Origin of the sequence: Marinagarivorans algicola, assembly GCF_001292705.1 — a bacterium.
GTDB classification, from domain to species: domain Bacteria; phylum Pseudomonadota; class Gammaproteobacteria; order Pseudomonadales; family Cellvibrionaceae; genus Marinagarivorans; species Marinagarivorans algicola.
The window spans coordinates 1-20,776 of record NZ_LGAK01000014.1 but is presented as its reverse complement, the minus strand read 5'-3'; the positions used below and the strand labels follow the sequence as shown (position 1 = coordinate 20,776).

The 20,776-nt window shown below is 44.8% G+C and carries 12 protein-coding genes and 2 pseudogenes; 9 read left to right on the top strand and 5 right to left on the bottom strand.

Going from position 1 to position 20,776, the window contains the following annotated elements; genetic code table 11:
- Positions 1 to 791: 791 nt before the first annotated feature.
- Complete coding sequence (locus tag AC438_RS06020; RefSeq protein ID WP_053980349.1) at positions 792 to 2,114, top strand: sodium-dependent transporter; 1,323 nt, start codon at positions 792 to 794, stop codon at positions 2,112 to 2,114.
- 212 nt (positions 2,115 to 2,326) lie between these two features.
- Here AC438_RS06020 and AC438_RS06015 read toward each other — a convergent pair whose 3' ends face one another.
- The gene (locus AC438_RS06015; RefSeq protein WP_053980348.1) at positions 2,327 to 3,223 is read right to left on the bottom strand and encodes a pseudouridine synthase; all 897 of its coding nucleotides are present in this window, start codon (positions 3,221 to 3,223) and stop codon (positions 2,327 to 2,329) included.
- A gap of 127 nt (positions 3,224 to 3,350) precedes the next feature.
- Between AC438_RS06015 and AC438_RS06010 the strand changes: the two genes are divergently transcribed.
- A complete protein-coding gene (locus AC438_RS06010) occupies positions 3,351 to 4,133 on the top strand; it encodes a carbon-nitrogen hydrolase family protein (protein WP_053980347.1) in 783 nt (260 codons plus the stop codon).
- 14 nt (positions 4,134 to 4,147) lie between these two features.
- Here the strand turns inward: AC438_RS06010 and AC438_RS06005 are convergent, their stop codons facing one another.
- Positions 4,148 to 4,690, bottom strand: a complete 543-nt coding sequence (locus AC438_RS06005) for a TetR/AcrR family transcriptional regulator (RefSeq protein WP_053980346.1) — start codon at positions 4,688 to 4,690, stop codon at positions 4,148 to 4,150.
- A 115-nt stretch (positions 4,691 to 4,805) separates the two neighbouring features.
- Between AC438_RS06005 and AC438_RS06000 the strand changes: the two genes are divergently transcribed.
- The 3 genes from AC438_RS06000 (at position 4,806) to AC438_RS05990 (ending at position 7,460) form a co-directional block, all read left to right on the top strand.
- Positions 4,806 to 5,909, top strand: a complete 1,104-nt coding sequence (locus tag AC438_RS06000; RefSeq protein WP_053980345.1) for a flavin monoamine oxidase family protein — start codon at positions 4,806 to 4,808, stop codon at positions 5,907 to 5,909.
- Positions 5,910 to 6,040: 131 nt separating this feature from the next.
- Positions 6,041 to 6,661, top strand: coding sequence for a glutathione S-transferase family protein (locus tag AC438_RS05995; RefSeq protein ID WP_053980344.1), 621 nt, complete (start codon positions 6,041 to 6,043; stop codon positions 6,659 to 6,661).
- 106 nt (positions 6,662 to 6,767) lie between these two features.
- Positions 6,768 to 7,460, top strand: a complete 693-nt coding sequence (locus AC438_RS05990) for a cupin domain-containing protein (RefSeq protein WP_053980343.1) — start codon at positions 6,768 to 6,770, stop codon at positions 7,458 to 7,460.
- 23 nt (positions 7,461 to 7,483) lie between these two features.
- Here AC438_RS05990 and AC438_RS05985 read toward each other — a convergent pair whose 3' ends face one another.
- From AC438_RS05985 to AC438_RS17325, 3 genes and pseudogenes are all read right to left on the bottom strand, one after another.
- Positions 7,484 to 7,735 (bottom strand): hypothetical protein, encoded by a 252-nt coding sequence (locus AC438_RS05985; RefSeq protein WP_053980342.1) that lies wholly within the window; start codon positions 7,733 to 7,735, stop codon positions 7,484 to 7,486.
- A gap of 2 nt (positions 7,736 to 7,737) precedes the next feature.
- Positions 7,738 to 8,472: pseudogene (locus tag AC438_RS17095) on the bottom strand (RtcB family protein).
- Between the two features lie 5 nt (positions 8,473 to 8,477).
- Positions 8,478 to 8,945 carry an RtcB family protein gene (locus AC438_RS17325; protein ID WP_202904715.1) on the bottom strand — a complete coding sequence of 156 codons (468 nt, stop codon included), beginning with the start codon at positions 8,943 to 8,945 and terminating at the stop codon, positions 8,478 to 8,480.
- Positions 8,946 to 9,935: 990 nt separating this feature from the next.
- On the opposite strand from AC438_RS17325, the gene AC438_RS05975 reads away from it, so the two are divergent.
- The 4 genes and pseudogenes from AC438_RS05975 to AC438_RS17145 form a co-directional block, all read left to right on the top strand.
- Positions 9,936 to 13,253, top strand: a complete 3,318-nt coding sequence (locus AC438_RS05975) for a glycosyl hydrolase (protein WP_053980341.1) — start codon at positions 9,936 to 9,938, stop codon at positions 13,251 to 13,253.
- A gap of 151 nt (positions 13,254 to 13,404) precedes the next feature.
- A complete protein-coding gene (locus AC438_RS05970) occupies positions 13,405 to 16,707 on the top strand; it encodes a TonB-dependent receptor (protein WP_053980340.1) in 3,303 nt (1,100 codons plus the stop codon).
- 529 nt (positions 16,708 to 17,236) lie between these two features.
- The gene (locus AC438_RS05960; protein ID WP_053980338.1) at positions 17,237 to 19,714 is read left to right on the top strand and encodes a TonB-dependent receptor plug domain-containing protein; all 2,478 of its coding nucleotides are present in this window, start codon (positions 17,237 to 17,239) and stop codon (positions 19,712 to 19,714) included.
- Between the two features lie 829 nt (positions 19,715 to 20,543).
- Positions 20,544 to 20,732: pseudogene (locus AC438_RS17145) on the top strand (IS66 family transposase); the annotation flags it as partial.
- Positions 20,733 to 20,776 lie beyond the last annotated feature (44 nt).

Sequence of the window (20,776 nt, the reverse complement as noted above, 5' to 3'; positions counted from 1 at the left end):
TACGACTTTATGATCCTGCACTGCCTAACCCTTGCTTTCCTGCAAGGCTCGGCGCTTAAATACCCAGAGAATAAACCATCAGTAACCTATCAGATTAATTTTTCAGCTTGGTTGAATAGCCACAAGAAAATTAGTTAAATAAATTGCTATAGGCAGTAAAAATAACAATGGTAAAAAACTGGGCGGTATCTTCTTTCTGAGCTGCAAAGCATGCTTGTGGAGTGTGACGAAAAAAAATGGATAACCTAGTGTTCAATTTTATCAAGCGCAGTGATGAAGTATGAGTTTGATTTTGATAAAAATATAGTTGGCACTGAAGGTTATGAGGGTTTTATTGAGGGCTTATCGAAACAGCTCTCGCCGGAGGCTTTTCAGTAATTATTTCAGTTTTAAATGTTTAGGCTATATCGCAGTTGATTGAGTTGAAATATGTCAAAGTGGATGGTTGCGCTCACGCGGTATTACCTATTTTTTACCTGACACTCTTAGAAGACTCTTTGTGTTAGTGGGTGAGAGTATTTTACGTTTTAACACACCGGCAAAGTCTTGGGTTTTATTTGGCCTTACCGCATGTGCGAGGCATGCCTCGCCTCAATAGGCCTTTTAGGTGGTACCTTCATCATGCACTGCTGGGCAGCAATGCTTCGGACTTGAATCCGCCGGAAATAAAAAGTGGCTATTATTGTAGCGATTAACGCCATTCACCAACGCGCACTACAATTTTATTACTCAGTTAGCCTTAAATATGGTTTAATTCGCAGTACTCTAAAATTATAAAGATGTGTAGGTGTATGGCACAAGTGCGTGATGGGTTTCAAAGCCGACTTGGTTTTGTGTTAGCCGCTGCTGGCGCAGCAGTGGGTTTGGGTAATATTTGGGGGTTCCCTACGCAAGCGGCCAATCATGGCGGCGGCGCATTTTTGCTCGTTTATTTTATTGTCATCTTTTTATTGGCGCTACCTGCGCTATATACCGAGCTTTATTTAGGTCACAAGGCGCAAGCTAACCCTGTAACAGCACTCGGCGATGCATGGCAAAGCACAAACCGCAAAGTCGGCGCAGCCGCAGGTTATATTGGCCTGGCGGGTGCTGTGGTTATGCTGAGCTTTTATTCAATCGTCGCAGGTTGGATGCTTTCATATACTATCGAACCTGTCGCTATGTTTATGGGACTTCAAGGTGTTAGCGAATTTTTACATAGTGATTCGGTTATGCGTAATTTTGTGTTTACACCGCTTATGCTTATTTTAACTGCCAGTATTATTTTGAAAGGGGTTAAGTCCGGCATTGAGAAGTGGTCACGTCGGTTAATGCCGCTATTACTGATATTGCTAATGAGTTTGATTGCGTACATTGCTACCCTTGAAGGGGCTAGCGAAGGCTTTGCGGCTTATTTAGTGCCTGATTTTAGTCAAATACTTGATCCTCATTTAATTATTGCGGCAATGGGGCAGGCGTTTTTTTCGCTCTCATTAGGTGTAGGTTGCATGATGATTTATGGCTCTTACTTACAGCCTAATGCTAATTTACCCAAACTGACAGCAAGCGTAGCCTTGCTGGATACTAGTGTGGCTTTTTTGGCGGGTTTATTAATTATTCCGGCAATTTACGTGGCACAGCACAACGGTGTTGAGGTATTTAGTCATGGTAAGTTAATCGGTGAGGGGCAGCTTATTTTTGCTATTTTACCTGCACTATTTAATACTATGGGCGATATTGGCTTAGTGGTTGGTTTATTTTTTTTTGTATTAATGTCGATAGCATCGGTGACTTCAACGATTTCGACCACCGAAATTCCCGTTGCCTTTTTAGTTGAGAGCCATAAAGTAAACCGTACAGCAGCGACATGGACGGTTAGCTTAGTGGTGCTAATATGCGCAAGTACCATTATATTGAATTTTGATTGGTTATTTGGCTTGGTGATTATGTTGTTTACTCAATACCAATTACCGCTTATGGGGTTGTTTTACTTTATTACTGTGGGTTGGATGTGGCAGCGCGGTAACAAATTACATCAAGCTAGCGCGGGTGCGCATTATTGGTTTGCCCAGTATATTCGCTTTGTATGCCCAGTATTAATGACTTTAGTGTTTGCCAGCGTGGCATTTGGCTAATTGATGTAATACCTAAGCCCTAATAATGCCTAAGCCCTAATAATACCTAAGCCCTAATAATACTTAAGACATAAAATAGGCGACTATTAGATACTGGTGGCGGCGCACTATATAAGCGCTCTTGACTGCTAGTCTTTTGTTGCCTAGCCCTTTTGCGCTTAAATACCCCAACAATAATGCCACTTCTCATCTGCTAAGTCTGTACACATATTTCATGATAGAGACAAGCTATGTTCACACCAAAAATGTCTAGGCTGTTCAGTCACAGGGTCAATAAATTTGAGGCTTTTTGCGAGTAATTGCAAAGGAGTTGCATAATTATCGGCCGATTGCGGCTGCAGTTTTGGGTAGTATTTATCATTGAGTATGGGCCAGCCTAGTGTTTGCATGTGCAGGCGTAATTGATGTGTTTTGCCGGTGATAGGGCTAAGCTCAAATAATGCCTTTTGCGTTTTAGTGCATTGCTGTAGGCATCGAATGATTGAGTGGCTATTGGCAGGCCCCTCGGTAATGCCCATGCGAAATTTGGGTGAGGCCTGCGCGATATGGTTTTTAATCTCCCATTGTTGGCCTGTTAACCCCTCGGTAGTCCTTACGTTTGCTATTGCCTGATAAGTTTTGTGAATGTTACGTGCCTCAAATAAATGGTGATATAGGTGGCGTGTGGCAGGGTTAACCGAAAACATCACTAACCCAGCGGTCACTCGGTCTAAGCGATGCAAAGCTTGTAAGTCGGCAATACCTGTGCTGCATCGCAACCGGTTTTGCAGGCATTCATTTATATAAGCACCGCCTGGCGTTACGGCTAAAAAATGGGGCTTATAGGCAACTAAAAGATGTTGATCTTGAAATATAACCGCCTCTTTAAAAGGAATAATCGGTTCGTTCTCGACCTCTCTGTAATAGTAAATTCGCTGTTGCGCCTTAAACGGAGATTGCGCTGTTATGGCTGTGCCATCGTGGTAATGCACCTTGCCCTCGGCAATACGCTGCTGCCAAATACTCGCATCAATATAAGGAAATTTAAGAATCAAATATTCCAATACCGTCGCCACACCGGGGTTGGTTTGCGGTAAACTCAGCTTTGAAGATTGCGCGGAAATGGCCATTTAACGGTCCAAATTTTAGCACTATAGCATGCGCTTAAAGGCGGTAGGTTTCATCTCAAAAAGTGCGTCAGTAAAACCTAGCATTAATATGAAAGCAGTAGCGTAATATAAAAGTAGTAGGGGAGAAATGAAAACAGAGCGTATTACGGTGAGCCTTGCTCAAATTACTGTATTTAAAGGCGATGTGCAAAAAAACTTAACGATGCATCTTGAGTTGATTGCTCAGTCTGCACGGCATAATGCAGATGTTATTGTTTTCCCTGAATTGTCGCTTATAGGGTATGAGTTAGAGCTTATGAAAACTCGGGTGCTGCAACCTAATAGTGCCGTTATCAGTGAATTATCAAACGCGGCAGTGATGCACAATATGGTTGTTATTGTTGGATGTCCGCTACCTAATAAGCGCCCTAATGATCGGCTATCTGAGCATAGTGATAAACCTAGTATTGGCGCTATTATTGTATTTCCCTCAGGTGATGTGGAGTTTTATAACAAACAATATTTACATGAGGGTGAAGAGGTTTTTTGCTCTGCTGGTAGTCAAAATTATTCATTGAGTATCAAGGGTTTTAAATTGGGTTTGGCTATATGCGCTGATTTTGTCAACCCACAGCATGCCGCTGATATGGCTAAACTGAATGTTGATGTTTACCTAGTAAGTGCACTTATATCGACTTCGGGGTTTGATATAGATGCAGGTGTTTTATCGAATATCGCCGCGCAGTATAAAACCCCCGTACTACTGGCTAACTATGCGAGTGAAACCGGTGGTTATCTTGCCTGTGGTAAAAGTAGCGCGTGGGATACGAACGGGCAGTTAATCACTCTGGCAACAAGTACTGAAGTGGGTATTTTTGTGTGTCATGTTAGCCAGTGCGGCAAAGTGGCTAGCATGGCAATACCTGAGTGATTGACGGTGTGCCCTTAATGATCGGCTAACCCTGCAATGGCATTATCAAACACGCTGTTATCTTGAGAGGCGATACTGATCATCATGGCGCCTTCTAACAATGAAATAGTTTGAATAGCTGATTGCTTGGCTTGCCGCTTATTGGTGGGTTCGCGGTATAAATAGGCTTGCTCTAACCAGTCAAGGTTTTTAGTAAAAAAGCGCTTTATTTCAGTGCGCACCGGCTGGGGTAGAATATCGGCCTCAGCACCTAATAGACCACAGAGGCACATTTTTTTATCGTGATGTAAGGCATGTTTAAACTGAGTGATAAAAACTGCAATAGGGTTATGGCCAGCATTATGTAGGGTTTTAACATCACCGAGTGCGAGTATAAAATTGTTGGTGTATTGCTTAGCAAGCTCGGCACCTAAATCGGCTTTGGTGGGAAAGTGATAATGTACGCTGGCACTTTTTATGCCCACCTCTTTGGCTAGCTCTCTAAAGCTAAAATTATTGTAACCGCCTTCGCGTACTTTATTTTGTGCTGCTTGTAGTAGCTCTTCTTTTTTTGTCATAACGTCCTCGCTAATGATGTACATCATTATTGGTATGAATAATGGTTGACAAGGGCCATTATACACGCCAATACTGCCTATCAGTAGATAGTTTAATGACTGATTCAGGAGACTCATGCAAACGTCAAATATCATCATCGGGGGCGGCCTTGCCGGCCTATTAACTGCCTGGCATTTAGAAAAAAAAGGCTTACCTTATTTATTGTTAGAGGCAAAGCGGCAACTAGGGGGGAGAGTTTTAGGAGCTAAAAGCGACACCTCGGCACACTATCATGACCTAGGGCCGACCTGGGTTTTCCCGCATCAGCAGGGTATTCAGCGCTTACTCGATGAGCTGGGCCTGCCATATGATGAGCAGTACACCCAAGGTGATGCTTTGTTTCAAAAGCCGGGCACTCAAGGGACTACACGCACAGCGGGTGCTGGCGTGATGAGTATGTACCGTGTGCGTGGCGGTATGACGCGTCTTATTGATGCGCTTTATAGTCGGCTTAATCGTCAGAATATCAAAACCAGTCACCCCGTTATTCATACCACTCGAGGTGATGGCTGTTGGGTTGTGACGGCCCAAAATGATGATGAAAGGCTAACTTTTGAGGCTCACCACCTTATTTTAGCGTTGCCGCCGCGCATGATTACCCAGCACTTAACACCTAAGCATTGGGCATCATCAGGACTCATCAATGATTTAGATCAAGTGCCGACCTGGATGGCCGCTCAAGCTAAGTTTGTGAGCACTTATGCATCGCCTTTTTGGCGTGAAAATGGCTTGTCGGGGCAGGCGTTTAGTCAGCAAGGGCCCATGCAAGAAATGCATGATGCTTGCGGGTTTGGCGTTTGTACTGTTACTGATAATGTTGATGTTGATGTAGCCACCAGTGCATTATTTGGCTTTGTTGGTGTGCCTGCGAGTTATCGCGCGCAATTTACTGAGGCACACATTAAACAAGCCTGCTTGGCGCAAATTGAGCAGTTATACGGTGTGCAGGCGGCTCCGGCTACAGCGGTGTTTTATAAAGATTGGGCCGCCGATAAATACGTGGCTGCTAAGCGCGATATTAGCGAGTCGCCAGCGCACCCGTATTTTGCCTTAAGTCGCCATCAACAAGAGCTAGCGCAAAAAAACCTTTATTTAGTTGGTAGTGAATTTGCCGATACCGATGCTGGTTATTTGGAGGGCGCAGTATGCGCTGTTAACGCATTTATCGATAGCGTGTAAAGAGCCTTTGTAGGTGCTGGTACAAGGTGCTAGTACATAAAACAGGTTGACAGGATACGTATACTCTCTTAATCTACCTATCAGTAGGTATATATTCCATTGAATACTTTAAATCACTCAGAGAAATAATCATGAAAATTTATGATGTTGAAAACTTCCCTAACCCGCTACGTGTTCGTATTGCTCTAGCTGAAAAAAACGCGACTGAGCAAGCGACTTTTATTCCTGTTGATTTAATGAATGGTCAGCATCGTACATCTGAGTTTTTAGCCAAAAACCCTGCAGGTGGCGTTCCTATTTTAGAGTTGGATGACGGCACGTTTATTTCTGAGTGTTCAGCGATTATTGAATACATTGATCATGCGTTTGCTGGCCCATCATTAACCGGCGATACACCTAAAAGCCGTGCTGTGATTAGCATGATGCAGCGCCGCGCTGAGTCAATGGTATTAGATGCGGTGGCAACTTACTTTCACCATGCCACCGATGGTTTAGGCCCAGAGCTGGAGCTTTATCAAAATAACGAATGGGGTCAAAAGCAAAAAGAGAAAGCCTTGGCGGGTTTAGCTTATTTTGATTCTATTTTGGCCAATAGTACGTATATCGCCGGCCCAGAGTTTACCGTAGCCGATATTACACTGCACGCCGGTTTGGTCTTTGCCGGTTTTGCACAAATTGCAGTGCCTAGCGAGTTAACGCATTTAATCGCTTGGCAGGCTCGTATTGCGAGCCGCCCCAGTATTGCCGCGTAATTTTTTTTATTAAAATGCAGTAAAAAAAGTACAATAAAAAATGCGATATAAAATATGCGTAAAGACACTGCGTATTATTCGTTATCTATAATGTTAGGAGACCAGCATGAAAATAGCCGCCGATTTTAGCCAGCGTGAAATCGTTCATAGCCAAACTTTACCTTGGGTGCCTTCGCCCATGGCGGGGGTTGATCGGCGTGCCCTTGATCGTGTGGGCGATGAAGTTGCGCGAGCCACTACGGTTGTGCGTTATGCGCCGGGTAGTCAATTTTCACCGCATGTTCATGCCGGCGGTGAAGAATTTATTGTACTCGAAGGGGTGTTTCAGGATGAGCATGGTGATTTTCCTGTGGGCTCTTATATTCGTAACCCACCAACCTCTAGCCATACGCCCGGCTCTAAAGAGGGTTGTGTGATTATGGTCAAGTTGTGGCAATTTCAACCCGAAGACAGAACACATGTGCGCTTGCAAATGAATGCAATGGGTAAAGTTGCCCTACCTCATACGCCCGGCGTAGAGGTGACACCTTTGTATAAAGATGCGATTGAAGAGGTGGCTTTATATCACTTTGGGCCTAATGCATCGCTTCATTTTATTGCGCTCGACGGGGCAGAACTTTTTGTGCTTGAAGGTGATATAACAGAGCAACAAGACCCGCTCGGTCGTCATAGCTGGGCGCGTTTACCGATGCACCATGCAGTGGCTATAACGGCGGGTGTAAAGGGGGCGAAAGTGTGGGTAAAAACGGGTCATTTAAAAGATGTCGACAATCAAATTGAGCGCGTTAGCGGTGCGTAAGGTAATGCTGAGCTTGTAGCGGGTTATGCAGTCAGTGCCATCGAAAGCGTGGTGGCCAATAGACCGATGTAAACAAAAGAAAAAGCCTTACGCACTTGGGTGCGTAAGTCTTTTTTGTTGGCTTGGCGTAGGGCTTTGTGACTTTTTTGGTGTGGGCCGCCTTTGTGGAGCAGGGGGTTTAGCGCTACGGTATTGCGTATGGGGGTTAAGGTAACGACGGGCTTTTTGCTCTTTTTACCTCGTTTAGTTTTTCTTGAATTCAGATTTTCACTCATGGTTATCCTTTAATACAAATGACCTGTTTGAGTGTGTGATGTATTTTGACAAGGTCATTTTGGTTATTCATGACTTCGTCAATATCTTTATAAGCGGCTGGTATTTCATCAATAACACGGCTGTCTTATCGGCATTCTACGCCTTGAGTTTGGGCGATAAGGTCGTTGCGGGTAAATTGTTGGCGTGCTGCACTACGGCTCATTTTACGCCCTGCGCCATGGCTACATGAGCAAAAACTTTGGGCGTTGCCCAAGCCGCTCACAATAAAAGACTTAGCCCCCATGCTACCGGGAATAATACCCAGCTCGCCTTGTTGTGCACTAATGGCACCTTTGCGGGTAATGTACAGGGTTTCGCCAAAGTGACGTTCAGTACTCACGTAGTTATGATGGCAATTAATGGCCTCTTGCTGCAAGGTGAATTCGGGCAAAAAAGGGGCAATGGCACGCAGCGTTAATTTCATCATTTCCATGCGGTTAACGCGTGCGTATTGTTGAGCCCAGTTAGCAGCCGTTAAATAATCGGTAAAATCAGTTTGACCACTGTCAAACCATGCTAAGTTTTTATCGACTAGTTGACGTTCACGGTTTTTGATTTGTTTGCGTGCGCGGTCAGTAAAATAACTGCCAATGGCGTTACCAATACCTCGGCTACCCGAGTGCAGCATGAGCCATACAAAACCTGCTTCATCAATACATACTTCAATAAAGTGATTGCCACTGCCGAGAGTCGCCATTTGCGTTACCCAAAGCGTGTCAGGTTTTTTGAGGTGTTTTTTAAGCTCTGGCCTAGCGGCAAAAATAGATTCAATGCCGGCGCCAGTCTTTTACACGCAGCTTCACGAGCACTAATACATTTATGTGCGCCTAAACCTACAGGTATTGCGCGCTCTATGGCGCTGCGCATTGGCGCTAAATTATCGGGTAGTTGTGTTGCCCTTAGTGATAATTGTACGGCATTCATACCGCAGCCAATATCCACGCCTACCGAAGTAGGAATAATGGCATTGCGAGTCGGTATTACCGAGCCTACTGTCGCACCAATACCCACATGTACGTCGGGCATTGCAGCAATGTGTGGTCCTATAACGGGTAAGCTTGCGGTGTTTTTTAGTTGGGTAATTGCTTTGGGGTGTATGTCGTGGGTATACACCTTAATGGGCACGTCACTGTTTTTATTGTTTTCATTAAATTCTACATAAACAGGCATGTTGTATCCTTCGCATTCGCGAATAGTATGAGATGCCTTTAGGTGGAATATATTTGCTTTGTCATGCAGGCTAAAAATAAAAGCACAGCACTAAAAACAAAAAAAGCCCCGGGGTTGCCGGGGCTTTTTATTTATTGCATACGGTTGTATAGAATAAATTCATTAACCGGCCTAAAAGCGTTGCGTCTTTTAGGCCTAGAAGCATAAAAGACTAAGTGTTTGTTCTCGCGTTTAAATAAGTCATTTTTACTCCTCTATTGATGGGTTCCATTGGGGGCTTGTGGCTTTGGTAATCAGTGCTTTGATTATCGGGTGCTATTGCTAGTCGGTTGCTATTAATAATATTTACATTGACGATAACGCAATAAAAAACCACTAATGCGCACATTGGTTGTTGTATGTGTAAAGAGCTGCTAAGTCACAAAGCGCTACTCGCCAAATTATGGTGCGGTACTCTAACGACTTTTAATACGATGTCAATATTCGGTGAGTAAACATGCCTATAGAATAGGTTATTTTTATTTAATGTTGATCTGCGCGCCAAATGCTTCAATGTGCTTTTTGTGTTCTACTGTAAGTCAGTTTTTAAATGCTTTATATGCCTGCCCGGTTAACGTTTAATGCGGGTGTTGTAAAAAGCTAAAAATATAACACGGGCTTTATTTTTACTCGCACAGCTGTGCATAGTGTGTAACTATTACTGTGTGTCTTATATGTGATTAATCAGTGTATAGAGATACTGTATTGATGCAGGCTATAAACCTTAACGTAGTAAGGTTGCGCTTTGCGCACTACTTAACAATATACAAATAACGATGTGTAGATATATTGCGTGGTACGCTTGCCCTCACTAATTAAATAAAGTTTAATTGGTTATTGAGTGAGATGCATGGCGCGTTCTTATTTTATGCATGCTATTACCTTTGGGTGTCGTGAATATGCGAGACTCTGCGAAGAATAAAAATAATGAATATATTGACGAGGTGTTCCATGTTGAGTTTTTTAAAGCTGGCCAAACCCGCGCTAGGCTTAGGCAGCGCTGTAATGGTGGCGTTGGCCATGGGTTGCGGCAGCAGCGCGGTTGAGCAAAGCAAAATTGATAATACGCATACCGAGTATGAAGTAGAGCAAAGGCCCATTGGCATTATTGCTGATAAAGGTGTCGAGGTACCACTGGGCCAAACGGTTATGTTAACGGGGCGTATTGTGGGCTCGCCTATTGGTGATCGTACAGTGCGTTGGGTGCAAACGGCAGGCCCAGATATTACGCTAGATGATGGCTATACATGGAATATGGAAACCCTAGTATTTACCACTCCTACAACGGCCGAAAACGGCATTATTACTTATCGCTTTGAAATACAAGGCCTAGATGCCAGTGGTAATATTGATGTCGGTAGTGATGGCCAAGAGCTACGCGCGAGCGCAACGGTTGTGGCTTTCAACCCCAGCCGCGTATTATCCTTCGAAGTTGAAGATGACAAGGTAGCGACATTAACCGGTGGCGCTACTTTGGTTGGCTCAGGTGATGAGCATTATATCGAAGGTGCCTCGGGCCAAATGACGGCTGACCTTACCCCAGGCCAGGGTGTTGACTTTACATTTACCATTGATGCTGATGATGCGGGCTTCTATGCCTTAAGTGTACGCTACGGTATTGGTTTGGGTTATGGCGGTAAAAATGCATTAGTCACTGTCGATAATGTACCTAATACCGTCGAGTTTTCCGTAGAGGGGCAAATCACTGAGCACAAAGTAGGTACTTTTAAATTTGATGCTGGCGCGCATACTGTACGCGTTGCTGATGGTTGGAACTACTACCGTATCGATAGTTTATTGCTGGCGCCTGCGGCAGAGCCACCGGTGCCTTTAGCGGTATCGCCAGAGCCCGTTAATGCGGCAGCAACCCAAGAGGCTATCGATTTAAAAACATATCTTAAAGAGCAATACACGCAAGGCATTTTAAGTGGTCAGCAACAAGCGATTTATGATGGCACTAATGTAGCGCAAGAACACGATAAAATTGTAGAGACCGCCGGTAAAAAACCTGCTATTTACAGTTTTGATTATATGGATTACAGCGCAACACGTGCCGCTAATGGCAGCTTAAATACAGGCCTTACCGAAGATATGTTAGCACTGCGTGCGACAGGGACTATTTTATCGGCTATGTGGCACTGGAATGCGCCCATGGACTTACGCGATACGACCGATCAGCCTTGGTATAAAGGCTTTTATACCGAAGCGACCACCTTTGATTTAGCCAAAGCTATTAGCGATGAAAATAGTGTAGAGCGCATGGCATTAATGGGTGATTTAGAAACTATTGCCGATGAACTTGAAAAATTACAAGCCGCAGGCGTGCCTGTTTTATGGCGCCCGTTGCATGAAGCCGAAGGCGGTTGGTTTTGGTGGGGCGCCCATGGTGCCGACAACTTCAAAGCCTTGTGGCAATTAATGTACAACCACTTTACCAACGATCGACAATTAAATAATTTGCTCTGGGTATATTCGGCGGCCGAAGACGCCAAAGCCCAATGGTACCCCGGTGATGAGTATGTCGATATTGTCGGATACGACGGTTATGACAATAGCGCTAACGGCGAAGACAATATTTTTAAAGCACAATGGGACAGCCTACTAGCGCAACATAACGGCCGTAAAATGATTGCCTTGACTGAAACAGGCTATGTGCCCAATACCCAAACTATGGCCGATGCTGATGCGTGGTGGAGCTTTTTTGTGACGTGGAATAGCAGCGATACTTGGGGCCCCGATGGCAGTACCTATATAGAGGAGCGCTACAATGCTGATGTCGTCATTAATGCTGGCGACTTACCGGGTAAAATTTCGGGTGGCGAAAGCCCCACAACGCCAGGCATGTTCGATAATTTTGATCGTACGGGTATTTTTGGTGTTCAGGTTAACTGGTCGAGCGACCCTATTGCTGGGCTAGCGGCTAAAGGCACTTGGGCAGGTGCAGGCTTTTCTGCACTTGAAGCAAAAGTCGATCTGGTTGCTGCATCGGCCACGCTTGGCGAGGCGGCGAATAGCGTTATTGTACAAACCTGGACTGCGCAAGATGGCAGCAATGCTACACGTTTAACATTAATGGCCAATGCGCAAGATGCCGGCGATAGTGTGACAGCCAAGCTTTGGGCTAAAGACGTTGACGGTAATTGGTTTGATGGTGGCTCTGTTGCGGTAATTGCTGGTGGTGTAGCGCTGGCATTAGATGTGAGCGATCCGGCCTTTGATACTATTTCGAGCTTTGGTGTGTTGTTTGAAGGTATAGATGCCAGTAAAACTGAAGCTAAATTTTATATTGATGAAGCGCTACTGGTTGCCGCTGATAATACCGAGATAGCGATTGATCGCTTTGAGGTGATTGGTGATTTCCATGCACAAATGGATTGGACAACCACATCCGGTGCTGGCACGACTTTGCGTTGGGCAGCTAATGGCGCACGCTCTATGGGCTTTAAAGCTGACCTTAGCGCCAAAACTGACTGGGGCGATTACCCTGGTGTTGTTATTCAGAGTTACCCTGAGGGCGGTATTGATGTTAGTGCGGTGAGTACGCTCAGCCTTCATGCTGCCGCATTAAATGCCGGCGCCGGTGTGACAGGTAAATTATATGTCAAAGATGAAGGTGGCGTTTGGATAGATGGTGGCGCTATTGATCTGGCTAGCGGCGTTATGCTTTCGTTAGATGTTAGCGGGTTAAATACTCTGAGTGGTTTGGGTGTGCAATTTGAAGGGCTCGACCTTTCGGCGACTGATGCTGAATTTTATATCGATGCGATTGCACTAGATGGTGTGATGTATGAAGATTTTGAAGGGCTAGGTTTGTGGCACGGCCAAGCTGATTGGGTCACGGTAGATGCGACCACAATTTCTGAGAGTGAAGGCGTCAATGAAACCAACGCGATACAGCTGAGTATGGACCTTGGGGCCAAAACCGATTGGAGCGATACCCCCAGTGTTGTACTGCAAACGTACCCCAGCATTAATGTGAGTGGTGTTAATCAGTTGCGCCTTATGGCAAAAGTCAGTAATGCAGGCTCTGCGGTAACCGGTAAGCTTTTTGTCAAACACGGTGCCGAGCAAACATGGGTTGATGCTGGGCCTGTTGTGCTTGCCGCGGGGGGTACAATACTTGAAGTTGATGTGTCGCCTTATGATGTTATTGCCGGTTGGGGCGTGCAATTTGAGGGGCTCGATATAACAGCCACCGAGGCTAAATTCTTTATCGACAATGTCGAGTTTACGGCACTGCCTGCAGCCCTATCTACAGCACCCTACTAGATGAAGTTTTTCAGTTTGGCTGAAAAGTGATTAATCTTCATTATTGTCAATAATAAAAAATGAGCAGCGTGGCCTTTTATGAAAATATTTTAATCATAAAATATTTTAAAAAGACTCGCGCTGACCTACGTTATTTGTCGAGGTAAACGCAATGACCCACAAAAATTCTTATTTTACAGCACAGCACAAAGCGCCAATTAAATCCCTTTTTAGTCATAAATTAATGGCTGTCAGTATTGCGGCAGCCATGCTGCCGGTTAGTACGTTACAAGCCCAAGAGGTACAAGATGGTGTGTCGGGGCCTATAGAGGAGGTGGTGGTATTGGGTGTGCGTGCTTCTATTGCTCGCAGCCTAGATATTAAACGCGAAAGCGCCAGTATTGTCGATGCTATTACATCAACCGATATCGGCAAGCTACCAGATGCCACCATTACCGATTCGTTGCAGCGGGTAGCGGGTGTACAAATTGTACGTTCTGGTGGTGAGGGAGCCTCCTTAACGATTCGTGGTAATAGCAATGTGATGACCACACTCAATGGCGAACATATGATTTCGGCCAGCACATTAACCAGCGTGCAACCTAATTTTGCTGAAATCCCCTCGACGATGGTCAGCGGTATGACAGTGGTTAAATCGCCTACCGCCTCGACCATGGTTGGGGGGTTAACCGGGAGTGTTGATCTACAAACGTATCGTCCGCTCACCTTAGATGAAGGGCTTACATTTACGGCTAAGGCCGAAGCCGGCCGAGGGACACTCACCCAAAAAACAGACCCTAGCATTGCCGCGTTTACCGCGTTTAATTTTGATAATCGCTTTGCGGCGAGTTTAAATGTAAGTTATTCCGATAACAATTTAGCCGATGATGTTGTGGGCTCAACGGGTGAAGATTGGGGTTTTGCTGCAACCGAAAGCAGTAATTTTGCTTTGGGTGATGCCGGTGTTGATGCTAACCGCGATGATTTATCGGCCATACTTAACCCAGCAACCGGCTTGTATGCTAAAGGCGGTAAAGTCGATGATATGTATTATGCTTTTCAAGGCCATGAGGCAACTAATCGCTGGTTAAATCGAGAGCGCTTAGGGGGGAACGGCAGTTTTCAGTGGGTGATTAATGATGCTTTTGAATTAACCACTGATGTTTTTTATACCCATATGGACGAGCATCAATACGAGGCGAGCTTTGTAGCCAGCCAAGCTTGGCAAGGCGTGACGGGCTGGTTTGATCCAGTGCCTAACGGCCTAACAAACCACCCATTAAGGTTTGATAACGACCAGGATACTAGCGATGCGTCTTTAATTACGGTGCAAGATGCGCTGTGGCAAAGCCGCCGCAATATGGCTCACAGCGAAACAAACTGGCTCGAAAAAGAAGCGCTCAATACCAATATTCAAATAGATTACGATAATGGCGGCGCTTTTACCGCGACGTTGCGTTATGTGCACGGTGAAGGTAAAGAAGACAGTGAACTGAGTGTGACAGACGCTTACATGAATAATGGCTCGCAAGGTGATGCGTTTGTTAAAGGTGTGGGCGGTGAAAATTTAGGACCGGTCAACCCCTGGGGTTACAGTGGTGTGCCTGGCTCTGCGCATCAATCAATCGTTGATGAAAATACGGGTGAACAATCATGGGTTCGCCAAGAAGCTGACTTTTTGGTTGTGCCTGTAGGTATTGGTTATACAAGATCAGCGCAAAACTGGAATTTACCTTTGTTTAGTGCTGCAGGCGCACCTATTTTAAATGAGAGTGGCCAAGTGGTATTGCGCAATAATACCCCCGATGCCTTGTTTACACGTGATGCCGACGGCAACTTAGCGGCTTATACCGGCGGCACTGAAGTCATGGGCGAAAACGTTAACCGCTACAGCTTAACCTCGGCTAATTTAACTGGTTATTACCGCCATGCCGAAATGGATGCGATACGTCTTGATGGGAGCTTAGAGTTGAGCGCTGGGCATCTTGTATCGTTGGATATGGGGCTGCGTTTTGGCGAGCGTGAGGTAAAGCAAGATAATTGGGTGGGAGTGGGCATGCACACCAATAATTACGGTGATCGTTTTGTGGCACGCTGGAAAGACCCGAATACACAGGCGCCATTAACCGGTGAAAGCTATACGCCGACTATCGCCTTTGCCGATATCGCTGACAGTGTGCGCAGTTTTAATGCACCGAGCAACGTGACAGGTATTAATCAGTATTGGGCGATTGACCCTGAAGCGATGGGCAAGCCTTCGGAGTTTCATCAGCGTATGTACGGCAATCAAACACAATTAGCTGACCCTGCATTAACGTATACCTTTAAAGAAAGTACCACAAATGCTTATTTACAGGCTAACTTTGAAGGTGATGTTTTTAGCATCCCTTATAGTGCTAATGCTGGTCTACGCATATCGCGTATTGAAATGGACATTAACCAAACCGAAGTCGCTAGTGCAAAAACATTTACCATTGGCGGGCAGGCATTTTTAGCCGGCCCGGGGGCGCCGAGTGTGGCGGCGGGGCAGCTGACTACGCAGCGCAATGATACCGAGCTGCTACCGGCTTTAAATATTGCCTTTGATATTACACAAACCCAAAAAATACGTTTAGCGTATTCATCGAATATCAGTAACCATAATGCAGATATGCTGGCCGGTGGTGTTTCGGTTAATCGTATATTAGGTTGCGGTTTAAAAACTGATACTGGCGAAGTGATTTTTTGTGCAACAGCGGCTAATGCCGTAGGCAACCCCAACCTTGAGCCGTGGCGCACCACCAATATGGATGTGAGCTGGGAATGGTACTTTAGTGATCTAGCGATGCTCAGTGCAGCGGCCTTTACCTATGATTACGACTCTCTTATTAAGCGAGATACGTGGGAGGATCCTAATATTGCAGATTCAGACGGCGTAGTGCGCGGTTGGGATACAGCGAGTAATCAGCTTAAGGGTACAGTCACCACAAGTGGTTTTGTGAACGGTGCCGGCGGTGGTCGTACTCAGGGCATTGAGTTGGGTTATCAGCAAGAGCTCGATGATATTATTGAAAATACATCGCTCTCGGGTTTGGGTTGGCAATTAAATTATACGTGGTCGCCTTCGAAGTCGGGTATTCTCGATTACTACGATAGGGCGTTACCGGTTTCGGAAAACTCTGAGCATGTATTTAACCTTGTAGGTTTTTATGAAAACCATGGCTGGGAGGCTCGTATTGCTTATAATTATCGTTCAGAGCGCTATATCAGTCCGCAAGTTGTTGCACCGCTCGCACCGCTTGCTCGCACCGCTAAAGCGCAAGGCTTTTTAGATATGTCGGTGCGTTATAGCCCGATAGATAACCTGACTTTATCGTTGCAGGCTACTAATGTGCTCGAAGAGCATGAAGAGCAATATTTGCAATGGGAAGATCTAGTCGATAAGCGTATATACAGCGAGCGCCGCATTACCTTTGGCGTGCAGTATCGGCTTTAATACCGACTGATAGTTTTTATGTTATGAGTTGACTCTATTGTTGCCCAGGCTTGCCTGGGCTTTTTATGGTCTGTACTTTTTAAAGATACTGTTTTGAGTATTTATTGTCTTAATATCACAGTCATTGTGATAATTTTGTGTGTTTTATTTGATAAGATATTATGATTAAAAATTAATGTTGTTTATAGTTACTAAGTGGAGCTATTTTAAGGTCTTTCATTAAAGGCTGTCATGTTACATGATGTATCTGTATGCCTGTTGTGTTTTTATGGTGTAAAACAACATTGTCATTACCCTTGATTAATTGTGACTATATCAACGGTGCCGAAATCGGGCATGAATTATTGTCTGGGCCGCTCAAGCTACCTGCGACTTTGTCTCTTGCACTGTCTAACCCTTGCTCCCCTTGCAAGGCTCGGCGCTTAAATGCCTAGAAAATAATACATCAGCATCTTATAGATTGATGTTTTTCAGCTTGGCTGAATAGTTGCTGTTAATTTTTAATACTCCTAAAGCAAAGGTAAATGGTATGCGTAAAAAACAAAGTAGAGTGATGAATAAAGACCTTGATGGTTTCACCTTAAGTAGTCAGGTCAGCGAGAACGTACAAGGTGTATTGCCTAAATTCAAACATAAAACCTTGTGGCTAGCGACGGCGGCAATATTGGCTGCATCGACGCATACAGTAGCTATTGCGCAGCCCGGCGCCGATGTCGAAGAGGTGATTGTTGTAGGCTCACGCAGCGCAAAACCTCGCACTGTCTCTGATTCACCAGTACCTGTGGATGTATTTAGCAGTGAAGATTTATCCCGTGTTGGCGGTGGCGCCGATATAACTGACAGTTTAAATGCACTAGTGCCTTCGTATTTGGCCTCACCTGCAACGGGTGATGGCAGCGCTTTTGTGCGCCCCACATCATTGCGCGGTTTGGCTTCTGATCAAACATTGGTATTGGTCAATGGGAGTCGCAGGCATCGCTCATCATTAGTGCAGCTTTTTGCGCCGGCGGCTAATAATGGTTCGCACGGTACTGATATTGCCATGATCCCAGGCATAGCGTTAAAAAATATTGAAGTGTTACGCGATGGCGCTGCTGCGCAATATGGCTCGGATGCGATTGCCGGTGTGATTAATTTTCAATTAAAAGATGCCGCCGAAGGTGGCAGCGTAGAGGCTACCTATGGCAATCATTTTGAAGGCGAAAGCAGCTGGAAGTTGGCAGCCAATGCCGGTTTAGCTCTAGGTAACGAGGGTTTTATTAATTTATCGCTCGAAACCAATGATAACGAAGCGTTATCGCGTGGCCGCCAAAACCCCGGTGCACAAACGCTGATTGATAATGGCGCCGAGGGTGTTGGTGGTGATGCGGTATTTGGTGATGCGCCTTTGGTGCAAACATGGGGCCGACCCGAAACGAGCGGCACGCGCTTTGTTTTTAATGCTGGTTACGACCTAAGCGATACGATGTCGTTGTTTAGTTTTGGTAATTATGCCAAAACAGATGGACGTTATCGCTTTTTTTATCGTGATCCAAGCAATAGTGACTTAGTGGAATCACTAGAAAAAGGCGCAACCAACCTCGAGCGCGAAACAACGGCAGGTTACACGCCTTATTTAGATGGCGAACAAACCGATTACAGCCTTGTATTAGGCTTAAAAGGGAAGTTTCAAAATGAAACAACATATAGCGCTAGCTTAAGTAACGGTGCTAACACGTTAGATTACACGCTCAATAATAGTTTAAACGGTGATGCTGATTTAGTCGGAACAGATGCTGTGCGCGTTTTTAATACCGGCGATTACGAGCAAGAAGAGTTTAATATCAATATTGATTTTGGCACGCAATTAAATAGCGATTTATTTTTAGCTTATGGGGCTGAATACCGCGACGAAACCTTCACGCAAAAAAGCGGGGATCAAGCAGCGTATGTCGGTGGTGGCGTGAGTGGTTTGGCGGGGACTCGCCCTGAAGATGCCGGTCAATATAGCCGTGACAACTACGCGGTATACGTAGACTTAGAGCAAGAGGCAACCGACGCGTTATTAATGCAATATGCGGTGCGCTATGAAGACTTTTCGGATTTTGGTGGCACCACTAACTGGAAAATTGCGAGTCGTTATCGTGTGAGCGATACGTTTGCCTTGCGCGGCGCTATTTCGACAGGCTTTCATGCACCGACACCTGGGCAGGCAAATTTGCGCAGTACAACCACAACAATTAACGGTAGTAATCAAGTAGTTGATGTTGGCCTGTTACCAGCCGATAGTCCTGAAGTGGCTAGTCTAGGCGGCAAGGCGCTGACCGAAGAAGTAGCGACTAACTATAGTTTTGGTTTTACTGCTGATCTCTTTGACTCTACGACATTGGCGATCGATGCTTATCGTATTGAAGTTGATGGTCGTATTTATCGCGCCGAAATCGATTCTGTTTCTTTTTATACCAATGCGTTAGATATTTTGCATCAAGGCGTTGATGTTGTATTAACCTCTGGTGTGGAGTGGGGTAATGATTACAGTACAGATTTAGTCTTTGCTTATACGTATGGCTCTGTCGAGGTAGAAGGTAATAATCTTGTTAATGGTGCGCAAGTGGTGAGCGATGATTTTGTAGAAGATATCGAAAACAACTACCCCAATAATAAGTTCACCTTTTCGGCAACTACTGCCTTTAGTGATAGTATTAGTGTGTTAGCCCGTATTCGCTACATTGGTGATCACTATGATGAGCGTGGCACCATTGCTGGTACGCCGTCACCACAAGGTCCTTTAAATGTTTCTCAGCAAGTTGATGCCGTTATGTATACCGACTTGGAGGTGAGTTATTCACCGAATATGAGTTGGACAGTGACGCTAGGCGGCTCTAATATTTTTGATGAATACCCCGATGAAATAGAAGACGAGCCCGGCGTTGCCAATCGTATTAGTGTAGGCTTACCGTATCCGCGCCGCAGTGTGGCTAACTACGAAGGAGGTTACTGGTACGGTAAAGTTTCGTATCAGTTTTGATTGCCGTTTATCAGTGGCTGATAGCTATCAATATCATAGCCATCAATGTTATAGCCATATAGATTGTTACTGAAAGGTTTAAATCATAAGTGTATCAATAAAAAAGGCCATTTAATCTGCAGATTAAATGGCCTTTTTTATGATTAATTCAGGGGCGAGGCAATAATAATTTTCCCAATTAGGCGTAGGGTTCTGCTTTCTCGGTAAGGCGCTCGAAGGGGCGCATGCCGGGGCATGTAACGCTTCGAGCAACGCAGCAGAGAAAGTAGAAAACAAGTATTATTGGATAATGTATTTTTTTCTCGCCCCTCAGTGTGTTAAAGCTTTGGTAGCTATGACTGAATATTTTGAAACACACGGTTTCCCATAAAGATGATTTATACTCGACGGAGGTCATTTTCAATGTCAGACACTTTACGGCGAGCTAATGCAATATTGGCTTTGCTTTTATCGAGTACTAAATAGATAAATAGCCCCCTATTGGTAATGCTTGGACGAATAATATGGAGTTGATCTACAAAGGATAATTAAAATATCGTAACTATTCAGTCCTACATTACGACAATGTAATACCTCAAATAAAACTCAAATAATAATAACGCTATATAGATTTTCAGTAAAAACATTAGTAAGCCACCCTCAATAGAGATAACCGCTAAAAAAGCCCCGTGAGCGTAGCACTAAAAAACTGAGTGGCCGAAAAGGTCATGTAGGTAAAACACTTATACAGTATGACGACTCCGATCACACTCATGTGATTAAATTGGATAAAAAATACTACCCAAAGGCCAATACACCTTAGTAGGTTTTTAGCGATGCCGGTGGGCGAGATATTTGTATGACTAAGGTACAATAAAAAATATCAGGTTGCTTCAGGCCAATAGAAGGCACGGTCAATGTCTGCCGAATCGGCAGCTATCTATCAGCGTGTAAGAAACAAAACGTCACCGCTATCTACGCATTAGCGACGCTATTCTCTGGACAAAGACCTAGTATTTTTGTAAATACTGCCGAATAGTTACGTAAAATTTTTATATGAGTACACGTGCCTTTAAAGTATCC